This window comes from Nocardia sp. NPDC005825 (assembly GCF_040630175.1).
Taxonomy (GTDB): Bacteria; Actinomycetota; Actinomycetes; order Mycobacteriales; family Mycobacteriaceae; genus Nocardia.
Genome location: NZ_JBEXXC010000003.1, coordinates 699,684 through 710,709, shown reverse-complemented (window position 1 = coordinate 710,709; position 11,026 = coordinate 699,684). Strand labels below are relative to the sequence as shown.

The 11,026-nt window shown below is 70.5% G+C and carries 12 protein-coding genes; 7 read left to right on the top strand and 5 right to left on the bottom strand.

Annotated elements, in window-relative coordinates; translation table 11 throughout:
- Positions 1 to 134 precede the first annotated feature (134 nt).
- Entirely contained in the window at positions 135 to 668 is a 534-nt protein-coding gene (locus ABZ382_RS12090; protein ID WP_357087241.1) for a VOC family protein, read from the top strand.
- Positions 669 to 671: 3 nt separating this feature from the next.
- On the opposite strand, the gene ABZ382_RS12085 is transcribed toward ABZ382_RS12090, so the two are convergent.
- The 3 genes from ABZ382_RS12085 to ABZ382_RS12075 are packed head-to-tail and all read right to left on the bottom strand — an operon-like array spanning position 672 to position 3,170.
- On the bottom strand, positions 672 to 1,460 hold the full coding sequence (locus ABZ382_RS12085) for a hypothetical protein (RefSeq protein ID WP_357087238.1): 789 nt from the start codon (positions 1,458 to 1,460) through the stop codon (positions 672 to 674).
- Between the two features lie 49 nt (positions 1,461 to 1,509).
- On the bottom strand, positions 1,510 to 2,457 hold the full coding sequence (locus ABZ382_RS12080; RefSeq protein ID WP_357087235.1) for an ABC transporter ATP-binding protein: 948 nt from the start codon (positions 2,455 to 2,457) through the stop codon (positions 1,510 to 1,512).
- Positions 2,454 to 3,170 (bottom strand): hypothetical protein, encoded by a 717-nt coding sequence (locus ABZ382_RS12075; RefSeq protein ID WP_357087233.1) that lies wholly within the window; start codon positions 3,168 to 3,170, stop codon positions 2,454 to 2,456. Before ABZ382_RS12075 ends, ABZ382_RS12080 begins: the two co-directional genes overlap by 4 nt.
- Positions 3,171 to 3,300: 130 nt before the next feature.
- Here ABZ382_RS12075 and ABZ382_RS12070 point away from each other — a divergent pair, with 130 nt between their 5' ends.
- On the top strand, positions 3,301 to 4,152 hold the full coding sequence (locus ABZ382_RS12070; RefSeq protein ID WP_357087230.1) for a helix-turn-helix domain-containing protein: 852 nt from the start codon (positions 3,301 to 3,303) through the stop codon (positions 4,150 to 4,152).
- Positions 4,145 to 4,564, top strand: coding sequence for a VOC family protein (locus tag ABZ382_RS12065; RefSeq protein WP_357087228.1), 420 nt, complete (start codon positions 4,145 to 4,147; stop codon positions 4,562 to 4,564). Before ABZ382_RS12070 ends, ABZ382_RS12065 begins: the two co-directional genes overlap by 8 nt.
- A gap of 4 nt (positions 4,565 to 4,568) precedes the next feature.
- Here ABZ382_RS12065 and ABZ382_RS12060 read toward each other — a convergent pair whose 3' ends face one another.
- Positions 4,569 to 5,594, bottom strand: a complete 1,026-nt coding sequence (locus tag ABZ382_RS12060) for a glutathione S-transferase C-terminal domain-containing protein (RefSeq protein WP_357087225.1) — start codon at positions 5,592 to 5,594, stop codon at positions 4,569 to 4,571.
- Positions 5,595 to 5,671: 77 nt separating this feature from the next.
- Between ABZ382_RS12060 and ABZ382_RS12055 the strand changes: the two genes are divergently transcribed.
- Both ABZ382_RS12055 and ABZ382_RS12050 read left to right on the top strand, forming a co-directional pair.
- A complete protein-coding gene (locus ABZ382_RS12055) occupies positions 5,672 to 6,466 on the top strand; it encodes an enoyl-CoA hydratase/isomerase family protein (protein ID WP_357087222.1) in 795 nt (264 codons plus the stop codon).
- Between the two features lie 320 nt (positions 6,467 to 6,786).
- Complete coding sequence (locus ABZ382_RS12050) at positions 6,787 to 8,037, top strand: AMP-binding protein (protein ID WP_357087219.1); 1,251 nt, start codon at positions 6,787 to 6,789, stop codon at positions 8,035 to 8,037.
- A 79-nt stretch (positions 8,038 to 8,116) separates the two neighbouring features.
- Here the strand turns inward: ABZ382_RS12050 and ABZ382_RS12045 are convergent, their stop codons facing one another.
- Positions 8,117 to 8,851 carry a tyrosine-protein phosphatase gene (locus tag ABZ382_RS12045; protein ID WP_357087217.1) on the bottom strand — a complete coding sequence of 245 codons (735 nt, stop codon included), beginning with the start codon at positions 8,849 to 8,851 and terminating at the stop codon, positions 8,117 to 8,119.
- A 417-nt stretch (positions 8,852 to 9,268) separates the two neighbouring features.
- Here ABZ382_RS12045 and ABZ382_RS12040 point away from each other — a divergent pair, with 417 nt between their 5' ends.
- Together ABZ382_RS12040 and ABZ382_RS12035 are read left to right on the top strand one after the other, a co-directional pair.
- Positions 9,269 to 9,748 (top strand): TetR family transcriptional regulator, encoded by a 480-nt coding sequence (locus ABZ382_RS12040; protein WP_357087214.1) that lies wholly within the window; start codon positions 9,269 to 9,271, stop codon positions 9,746 to 9,748.
- A 70-nt stretch (positions 9,749 to 9,818) separates the two neighbouring features.
- The gene (locus ABZ382_RS12035) at positions 9,819 to 10,994 is read left to right on the top strand and encodes an amino acid deaminase/aldolase (RefSeq protein ID WP_357087212.1); all 1,176 of its coding nucleotides are present in this window, start codon (positions 9,819 to 9,821) and stop codon (positions 10,992 to 10,994) included.
- The last annotated feature ends 32 nt before the right edge of the window (positions 10,995 to 11,026 follow it).

Sequence of the window (11,026 nt, the reverse complement as noted above, 5' to 3'; positions counted from 1 at the left end):
CGACCGCCCCACCCCCTGTTTGTTCCCGTCCCCTCACCAGTGTGGCCGGGACGCCGCCTTGTGTCTCTCGTCCCGGCGTGTTCCGCTGAACTTCGCACCCTTGCGTCCGGTCCCGTCGAAACGGAGTTCCCGCCATGCCGATTCAGCGCCTCAATCACGCTGTCCTGTTCGTCTCCGACGTGGAACGCTCGGTGGCGTTCTACAGCGAGGTGCTCGGCTTCCGCCGCCTGCCCGGCGGCTTCCCGGGCGGGGCGTTCCTGCAGGCCGAGGGGTCGGCCAATGACCACGACCTGGGCCTGTTCCAGTCCCCGGACCCGTCGGTCGCGCACCGCACCGGCCGCGTCGGGCTCTACCACCTGGCCTGGGAGGTGGACACGCTCAGCGAGTTGCAGCGGGTGCGCGACGCTCTGATCGCGGCGGGCGCGCTCACGGGCGCGTCGGACCACGCCTCCACCAAGGCCCTCTACGCCGCCGATCCGGACGGCATCGAATTCGAGGTCTGCTGGCTGGTTCCCGACTCCGCGGTGGAGGCCGAACTGGCGGGTATGACCGCGCCGAGCCTGCCGCTCGACCTGCCGGGGCTCATCGCCCGGTACGGCGCGGACACCCCGGGCGGCCCGCGCACCGACCACGCGGTCTGGCAGCGGGTGTTCGCCGACCGGGACTGAGCGTCAGATGTCGCGGCGGGTGTAGAACCACCAGCCCGCCGCGCCCGCGGCCGCGCTCCACAGCACCAGCATCGCCATCGCCGCCGGGGTGGGCGCGATGAGCGCGTTCTTGGCGTACCGTCCGCCGCTGATCGCCCCGACCGTCGAGGACACCGGCAGGATGGCCGCCAGCCCGCCGAATCCGATGGCGCGCGCGGTGATCCAGATCAGCGGCTCCAGCACCGCCCAGCCCAGCACCGCCATCAGCGCCTGGGTGGGCGAGCGCAGCACGAAGCCCACCGCGGTCCCGATCACCGCCCAGCACACCGCCGCCAGCGCCACCCCGATCAGCACGCCGAAGAAGCCGCCGTCCATGGGCACCCGCGAGCCGCCCGCCAGTCGCATGGCGGCCCCGCCGAGCACCTCCATGGCGACCACGGTGGCGAGCGAGAATGCCCCTGCCACCGCGAGTTTCGCGCTCAGCAGCAGCGTCCGGTCGGGAGTGAACAGCGAGCTCATCGCCACGCCCCCGGTGGCGAACTCCGAGCCCGCGCCGAGCGCCCCGAAGGCGGCGGCCGCGGCCACGGTCAGCACCACCACCCAGGCGGTGAGCATGGCCGTCCACCCCGACCCGGAGCTGAACCCCTGCGCGTTCTCACCGCCGGGCTGGAATCCGGCGCCCAGCGCCACGAAGGCCGCCACGCCCGCCGCGACGACCCCGCCGCCGATCACCCAGTTCAGCCGCACCGAAGTCACCTTCCGCACTTCGGAATTCGCGGCCCGGGCCACCACCGGCGGCACAGTGAACTTCATCGAGCGTCCTTTCGTGGAACCTCGGCGCTCGAGTCGCCGCGCACCGACATCACCGGTGCGTTCCGTAGGCGGCCGGGCCGGGGTAGGCGGGGGCGGTGGGTCCGGTGTGGGTGAGGGCGGCCAGCACCTGATCCGGGTGTATGTGTTCGGGCGTGACCTCGGTGAGCTGGACCCGGGCGGCGGAGGCGGCCGATTCCAGTTGCGACAGTGAGGCTTCCGCGATGGCGAGGCGGCCGTCGGGCCGCATGACCGCGTCGGTGAAGCCCTGTGCGGCCAGCGAGGTGGCCAGCGCGATCGGGCTGGAGGCCTTGACCAGCAGCCGGTCCGGATGGCTGCGGCGCAGCCGGGCGGGACTGCCCTGGTAGGCGATGCGGCCCCGGTCCATGACGATGAGCTCGTCGGCGATCGGCAGCACGGTGCTCAACGTGCGCGAGGTGAGCAGCACGGTGCCGCCGCGGCGGGCGTGGCCGCGCAGATGGTCGTTGAGCCAGGCGGTTTCGCCGATATCGAGTCCGGTGGCCGGATCGTCGAGCACCAGCAGCGGGGGATCGCCGAGCAGGGCGACGGCCAGCGCCAGCCGGGTCCGCATGCTCTCGGTGAGTCCGCCGATCCGTTCGTCGGCGGCGTCGGGGAGCCGGACCAGCCGCAGCAGTTCCTCGGCCCGTTCGTCGGAGACGCCCGCGGCCGCGGCGTACACGCGCAGCTGGGCGAACACCCGCCGCGCGGGGTCCAGCCCGCGCGGGGTGAGCATCGCGCCGACCGCCCGCCGCCCGGCCCGCGCCCCGGAACCGGGGCCGCCCACACTGGCGGTGCCGGAGGTCGGGGTGAGCAGTCCGAGCAGCATGCGCAGCACCGTGGACTTGCCGGCGCCGTGCGGTCCCACCAGCGTGGCCACCGTCCCGGCGGGCACCACGAAGCTGACGTCGTCGACGGCGGTGATGCTGTCGAAGGTCTTGGTCAGCCCGCCGGCGGCGAAGGCGAGGGGCCGGGCGCTCACTGCTGCTTGTTCCAGGCCGGCGCGTTCAGGGCGGTCAGCGGGTCGGCGTCGACGATCATGGGCTGCGGCCAGCTCAGCGGCGGCGCGCCGAAGGCGTTGCGGGCATTGTCGACGGTGCGGCGGCCCAGCGCCCGGTTGCCGAATCCGCCGATGGCCGCGCCGATCCCGGCCGGGATCACCTTGCCGACCATGAGCGCACCGCGTTTGGCGATGAACTGCACCATGAACCGCTTGAGCAGCGAGTCGTTCATGGAGCTCAGGCCGGGGATCTTGGCGGCCATCAGGCCACCCCAGTTCTTGGCCGACACGCCGACGCTCTTCTGCACGATCTCCATGCCGCTCTCGCCGAGCACCACGGCCAGCACCAGGGCGCGGCGGCGTTCCTTGTCCTCGGGCGCGATGCCGTGCACCGCGGCCACGGCCAGGGTGAACACCGCGGAGGCCTCCAGGAAGAACGCGGTCTCCGCGCTCATGGCGGCCACCGACGCGACGGTTCCGACGCCGGGCACGGCCGCGGTCGCGCCGACCGCGGTGCCGGAGGCGGTGACGGTGTTCAGATACAGCTTCTCGAACCGCGCGATGATCTGCCCGGGTGTCTCGTCCGGATGATCGGCCCGCAGCTTCGCGACGTATTTCGCGACCGCCGGGGCCTGCACCTGGGACCCGTTGTCGAGCAGCGAAACGACCGCCTTTTCGAATCCGCCCTTGAACATCGGCAACCCCTTACTTCCGTGCGGTCCTCTCCGACCGAAACTCTATGGCACCTCGACAACGATTCGCGAGATAGACCGGTTCCGGACGGGAGCATCGCGCGCCGCGCGGGATCGGCCTAGGGTGGACCGCGTGGCAGGCGTGTCCGAAGGCGCGTCGGGTGTGCCCGACCCGCGGCTGAGCGCGTACGTCCTCGACTACGAGGGCTACCTGTTGCACGGCTTCACCCCGGGCACCCACATCGGCATGCCGGGCCCGGCGCTGACGGTGATCATCACCATCGGCGAACCCATCCACGTCCCCGTCTCCAGTCATCCCGAGCAGGCGGGCGGCCACTGGGACATGCTGGCCAGCGGGCTCACGGTGCGCCCGGCGGTGATCGCGCACAACGGCTTCCAGCACGGCGTGCAGCTGAATCTGACCCCGCTGGGCTGCCGGGCGGTGCTGGGCCTGCCCGCCGCGGCGCTCGGCTCGTGGATCGTGGACCTGGCCGACGTGCTCGGGCCGCGCGCGACGGAGCTGCGGGAACGGCTGGCGGAGCCGGTGTCGTGGCCGGAGCGGTTCGCCGTCATCGACGAGATCCTGCTGCGGCACATCGCCCCCGTGCGCTGGGAGGACGAGCTGACCCACGCCTGGGCGCTGCTGTCCGGACCGGACCCGGCGGTGCGGGTGGCCGAGGTGGCCGACGAGATCGGCTGGAGCCGAAGGCATCTCGGCAACCGTTTCGGCGCGGAGTTCGGCATCACCCCCAAGGACGCGGTCCGGGTGGCCCGTTTCGAACGTTCGCACCGGCTGCTGCGGGAACCGGTCGCGTCGCCGCTGGCCACCGTGGCGGCCACCGCCGGGTACTACGACCAGGCGCACATGGCCCGCGAGTGGCGGGAGCTGGCGGGCATGCCGCCGTCGGTGTGGCGGGAACGCGAGGAGTTCCCATTCGTCCAAGACCAACAGGGGGCCGAGGTCGGAGGCTGGTGCCATGAGTGAAACCACCAATCCCGCGCGAACCGCCACCGTCGTCTGGCCGACCCTGGTCTACCGCGACGCCGCGGCCGCGGTCACGTTCCTGGAGGCCGCCTTCGGCTTCGAGACCACCGTCCGCTACGGCTCGGGCGACACCGTCGATCACGCCGAACTCGCCTGGCCGGGCGGCGGCTCGATCATGCTCGGCGGGGTCCGCGAGGGCATGGCGCTGGATTGCCAGCCGCCCGGCGTCGGCTCGGTGTACATCGTCGTCGACGATCCCGACACGCTGTACGAGCGGGCGCGGGCCGCGGGCGCGGCCATCACCCGCGAACTGCGCGACGAAACCGGCTACGAATCAAGAGAATTCACCTGCCGCGACCCCGAAGGCGTCTACTGGAGCTTCGGCACCTATCGGGGCGCGGCGGGGGAGTGACCGGTCAGACCGCGCCGTGACCGGCGGGCACCCGCTCGGCCTCCACCGGCGGAGGCGGCGGGGTGCCGTCGCCGAACGGCTTGCCGCCCAGGGCTTCCCGGCCGTGCGGGGTCAGCCAGTCGGCGAGTTCGGGGCCCTTGGGCACCACCCGCGTCGGATTGATGTCGGTGTGCACGATGTAGTAGTGCTGCTTGATCTGCACGAAGTCGACGGTGTCGCCGAAACCGGGGGTCTGGAACAGGTCACGGGAGTACGCCCACAGCACCGGCATCTCGGTGAGCTTCTGCCGGTTGGTCTTGAAGTGGCCGTGGTACACCGGGTCGAACCGGGCCAGGGTGGTGAACAGCCGCACGTCGGCCTCGGTGATGGTGTCGCCCATCAGGTACCGCCGGTCCGCGAGGCGTTCGCTGAGCCAGTCGAGCGCCGTGAACAGCCGGTCGTAGGCGGCGTCGTAGGCCTGCTGGTCGCCCGCGAAGCCGCATCGGTAGACGCCGTTGTTGACCTCGGTGTAGATGCGGCGCATGACCGGATCCATCTCCGCGCGTAGATCTTCCGGGTACAGGTCCGGCGCGCCGGGCCGGTGGTACTCGGTCCACTCGGTGGAGAAGTCGAGGGTCATCTGCGCGTAGTCGTTGGTGACCACCGCGCCGGTGCGCTCGTCGACGACGGCGGGCACGGTGATGCCGCGCGGATAGTCGGGGAACCGCTGGAAGTACGCGTCCCGCAGGAAGTGGATGCCGAGCACCGGATCCACTCCGCCCGGATCCAGATCGAATGTCCAGCTGCGCTTGTCGTGGGTCGGTCCGCACAAGCCCAGGGACAGCACCGATTCCAGCCCCAGCAGCCGCCGCACGATCAGCGTGCGATTGGCCCACGGACACGCCCGCGCCGCGACCAGCCGGTACCGCCCGGGCTCCACGGGATACCCGTCCCGCCCGTCCGCGGTGATCCGCGTCTCGATGTAGTTCGTGTCCCGCTTGAATTCGCCGGGCTCGACATAGGTCCCCGGCTCGGATTTCGCGTTGGTCACCGGTTCAGGGTAGTTGCCCTTGTGAATTTGTCCGTTCCGCTCTGTCGCGGAAGTAAGCGTCCGCATACATTCAGGGCATGACTGACTCGAAGCCCACCCGCCTGGAGCGCATCGTCACCGACGGCGGCGCGGACGCGGCGATCCTCACCATCGACCATCCGCCGCTGAACCTCTTCGACAAGGCGCTGATGGACACCCTCGCCTCGGATCTCGAGGAGCTGTCGGAGAATCCGCCCCGCGCGCTGCTGATCCGCGCCGACGGCAAGCTGGTGTCGGGCGGTGTGGACGTGCACGTATTCGACGGGTTGTCGGAGGAGGAGGGAGCGCAGCTGTGGCGGACCCTGTTCGCGCGCATCATCCACCCGCTCGAGGCGCTGCCGTGCCCGGTTGTCTTCGCCGCCCACTCGCTGACCCTGACCGCGGCCTTCGAGATGTCGCTGGCCTGCGACATCATCCTGGCCGCCCCCAAGGCCAAGTTCGGTCTGGTGGAGACCGTGGTCGGCCTGACCCCGTCGATGGGCGGCCCGCAGCGGCTGGCCGAGCGGGCCGGTTCGGGCCGGGCCCGGGAGTTCGTCATGACCGGTGACCTCTACGACGCCGCCACCATGGCCGACTGGGGTGTGGTCAATGCCGTGCACGAGGACGTGGACGCCGCCGCCCGGGCGCTGCTGGCCCGCCTGGCCGACGGCCCGACCCGCGCCCACGCGGCCACCAAGACGATCATCGAGGCCTGGCGGTCCGGCGGTGTCGCCCACGCGGATTCGGTGACGCCGGAGGTGTCCGGGCAACTTTTCGGCACCGAGGACCTGAAGGGCGCGGTGCGCAGCTTCCTGGAGGTCGGCCCCGGAAAGGCCACGTATACGGGCAAATAGGCCCCGGCCGGTCGGACCGGCGGTGCGCGCCCGGGCGTGTCCAATGACGCCCGGGCGTGTCAAGCCGTCTACCTGCGATGGTGTCGGATTGGGGACGACACGAGACCGCTCGATGCCGATTCCGGACGCCCGGTCGTGAACGGCAGCCCAAATCCGACGTTTCCGCAGGCTCGATTGGGGGAACCGGGGTTTGGCAGGACGCCGATCTGTTTCCGTGGGGTCAAAGCCTGACATCCGTTTGCCGACAATCCGCCCACTCCTGTGATCTGCATCATATAGTCACTCATGCCTGGCAGGGCTTCGAGGCACTCGGAGGGACGATGTCGCAGTTACTCGTGGAATTCCCGCACACGCGAAACGGCTGGTGTGACAACCCGCTTGCGCGCGCCGCCGACGGCATCCTGCGCTACGGGAACCTCACCCCCGCCCTGACCGAGCTACTCGACATCCAGGTCCACAATTTCGCCGGCCGCGAGGCCGTCGTCGAGATCGGCGGCCCCCGGCTCACCTACCGCGAGCTCTGGTACTCGGCCTCCCGCATCGCGGGCGGGCTGCAGGAGCACGGCATCGGCTACGGCGACCGGGTCGCGGTCCGCATGCCCGTCGGCGCCCGCTGGGTCCAGGCCTTCCTGGGCGCGCTGCTCTCCGGCGCGGTCCCGGTGCTGGTCCACGACGGCCTCCCGGACGTGGTGGCGGACCGCGTGATTCGCGACGCCTGCGCCGACTTCGTGCTGGACGGCGGTGGCACCGCGGCCGGTTTCGCCGCGGCCCTGCCCGACGGCGCGGCCTTCATCGACGACGGCGCGTCCCTGGGCGAGCTGGCGCTGCTCTCCTACACCAGCCCGGGCCCGGACACCGCCCCGCGCGGGGTCGAGCTGACCAACGAGAATCTGCTCTCCGCAATCCGTTCCGTGGTCGGGGCGCTGGATCTGCCGACCGACGGCCTGCGCAACCTGGTGCTGCTGCCGCTCGCGCACGCCAGCGGGTGCGTGGATCAGCTACTGCCGACGTTCGCGGTCGGCGGCACGGTGGTGCTCACCCCGGACCGGTCCCTGGTGCCGCGGGCGCTGGTGGCCGAGCGGATCGACATGGTCGCCGCGACCCCCAGCATCTTCGCCGGACTGCTGCCTGGCCTGGCCGGGCTGCGGGTGGAGCAGGTGCGTCAGGTGTGCAGCGCCGGGCACCGCGCCGAACTGGCCGCGGCCTCCGCCGCCGCCGGCTCGGTCGCCGACACCCTGCGCGAGGTCTTCCCGGCCGCGCGGCAGTGGTCGGTGTGGGGTGCGACCGAGACCTCCGGCATCGGCCTGGCCCGCGACGACACCGCCCTGGACCTCGACGACCACGACAGCGCCCGCGACACTCTCGGATTCGCCTTCGGGGGAACCGAACTGGCGTTGTGGGGCCCGCGCGCGGACGCCGGGTGCGGCGAATTGCTGTGCCGTGGGCCGAATGTGAGCCCGCGCTACTGGAACGACCCGAAGACCACCGAATCGCGGTTCACCGGGCCCTGGTTCCATACCGGGAACCAGGTCAGCATCACCGCCGACGGTCTGGTCCGCCGGGTCGGCTGACCGGCGCGGTGGGTCCATGTCGCCGAGCCGCCGCGCGGACCGGTTCAGGCGCCGCGCGGAGGTTCCGGGTGCGTCGGGGTCAGCCCAGCAGGCGGCTGTGCAGGGCGTCGCGGATCTCGACGGTGATGCCGATTTCGGTGAGGTAGCCGTCGAGGCCGCCGTAGAGGGCGTGCATCGAGGTGGTGGCGCACTCCAGGTATTCGGTGCGGACGCCGAGCAGGTCGTCGGAGACCTCCTTGTCGGACTCCGCGGTCATGAACGAGCGCAGCACCGGCACCGCGTCATTGCTGAGCAGGTAGTCGGCGAACACGTCGTCCTCGGTGACCCCGACCGCGCGCAGCAGCGTGGCCACCGCCCAGCCGGTGCGGTCCTTGCCGGCGGCGCAGTGCACCAGCGCGGTGCCGGCCAGCGTGGAGTCGGCCAGCGACTTGATCGCGACGTGGGCCTCGGGCAGGGCCGGGAACTGGCGGTAGACCTCGAGCATGTGGGCCTGGGCGGTCGCCTTGTCGCGCGCCTCGTGCGGCGGGGTCTGGCCCATGCGGGAGTCGAAGGGCGTGACCCGCAGTCGCACGCCGTCCGGGATGACGTCGTGTCCGATGTAGTCGATCTCGGCGTGTCCGCGCAGGTCGTGGATATCGGTGATGCCCAGCGTGCGCAGGGTGTCGACCCCGGCGTCGTCGATCCGGCTGAGCTGGGCGGACCGCAGCAGGACGCCTTCCTTGACGGTGGATCCGCCCACGGTCCGTGCTCCGCCCAGATCGCGGAAGTTGAAGGTGCCGGAGATCAGGAATTGGTCGTAGCGCGCAGAGGTCACCAGCTCAGGCTATCGGTGAGTGGGACTCGTGGTCGGCGATCGATCGGTGAGCGGGACTCGTTCGCGGCGAATCCGGGGCGCGGGAATGCGCTCTCGGGTGTGGGGTCGCGCACACCCGCTATGCGTGTCGCGCATATCTCAATAAAATACCGATTGGTCCAAACAACGGCTTTACCTGGCGATCGTTCAATTTGATCATTCCCAATCGATCGCGGGTCCGTTTCAATCAGGTAACAAAACAATCTTGAGGTACGTATTCGGCTATCAAAGCTGGTTACGAGGCCAGTAAACGACGTAACATCGGTACCCGTTGAACGGGTACGTCGGCGTACTGGCCGGTGATCGATGCCGATCTACAGCCCGTTGAGCGAACCGCGCAGGCGAGGTGCGCGAGTCTTTTCGCTAAGGGAGTCGTCGTTGAGCGCAAGTGGAGAACTCACCAGGGTCGGGATTCGTCCGGCCATGACCGCGGCTATCGAGACCGCGGCCGACTCGCTCGATTTCCGTGGGAATCGGGCGCTGCGGGTGCTGTTGCATGCTGGTGTCAGCACGCTGTGGCCGATGTTGAAGTCCTCGCCGGATCGGCAGTTGCGGGCCTACGAGTCCACGCTGTCGGTACTCCGTCAGCGCTGGGAGAACCAGTCGGGTTGTGTTCCGGACCCGGTCGCCACGGCCATGTTCCGGGAGTTGGACGCCGACGTCACCGATTTCCTGGATCTGTGCGCCCGCCGGTCGGGCACCCAGTGGCTGGAACCGGTCGACGCCATCGCCGCCTACCTGCTGGCCGTCATCCAGGGCATGGTGTTGCGCTGGCTGGCGGACTGCGATGACGAGATCTCGCTGGTCGTGCTGGACGACCTGGTCTCGTACCTGTCCACCAAGGCCGTCGACCTCTGAGGATTCGCCCCAGCGGATTCGCCTCCACTTTGTGCTGGACGAGTGACCAGGTTCGTGGTCGAATGATCTGGTGACCGATTCGTCGCCGATCGGCGGGCTGCACGCGGCCACCGCCGACCTGGAACCACCGCTGGCCGCGGTCGACCTGACCGCCCTGCGCGCCAATGCCGCCGATCTGGTGCGCCGCGCCCGCGGCGTGCCGATCCGGGTGGCCAGTAAATCCGTGCGCTGCCGCGCGGTGCTCGAGGAAGTGCTGGGCGACAAGCTCACCGCGTCCGGCGGCTTCGCCGGGATCATGGGTTACTCACTGCGCGAGGCGATCTGGCTGGTCCGCGAGGGCGCGCGCGACGTGCTGCTCGGCTATCCCACCGCCGACCGGCACGCGCTGGCCGAACTCGCCGCCGATCCGCTGCTGCTCGACTCCATCACCCTCATGGTCGACGACCCCGACCAGCTGGACTTCATCCGTGCCGTCGTCGGCGAGAAGGCCGCTCCCCGTGTGTGTCTCGATGTCGACGCCTCCCTGCGCATCGGCCCGCTGCACCTGGGTGTGCGCCGCTCCCCGATCCGCACCCCCGACCAGGCCGCGAAGCTGGCGACCGAAACCCGTTCCCGCGGTTTCCGGCTCGTCGGCGTGATGACCTACGAGGCCCAGATCGCGGGCCTGCCCGACACCAATCCGGCTGTGCGCCTGGTGAAGTGGGCCTCCGCTGCGGAGATCGGCAAGCGCCGCCGCCAGGTGCTGGACGCGGTGCGGTCGGTGGCCGGTGAGCTGGAGCTGGTCAACAGCGGCGGCACCGGTTCCATCGAGGTCTCCATCACCGACCCGGGTGTCACCGAGGTGACCGCGGGTTCGGGCCTGTACCTGCCGACCCTGTTCGACGGCTACCGCAATCTCGCTCCGCGCCCGTCCATGTACTTCGCGGCTCCCGTGCTGCGCCGTCCCGCGCCCGGGATCGCCACCGTGTTCTCCGGCGGCTACATCGCCTCCGGTCCCACGGGTGCGTCGCGGGTGCCGAAACCGGTGTGGCCCTTGGGCTTGAAGCTGATCGGCACCGAGGGCGCGGGCGAGGTGCAGACCCCGCTGACGGGCGCCGACGGGCTGCGGATCGGCGATCGCGTCTGGTTCCGGCACGCCAAGGCGGGCGAGCTGTGCGAGCGGTTCGACGAGGTCCACCTCGTCGACGCCGACGGCAGCCGCACCACCGTGCCGACCTACCGCGGCGAAGGCCTCAACTTCGGCTGACGGCACCTGCGGTGCCGAGTTCCGGCTGTCGG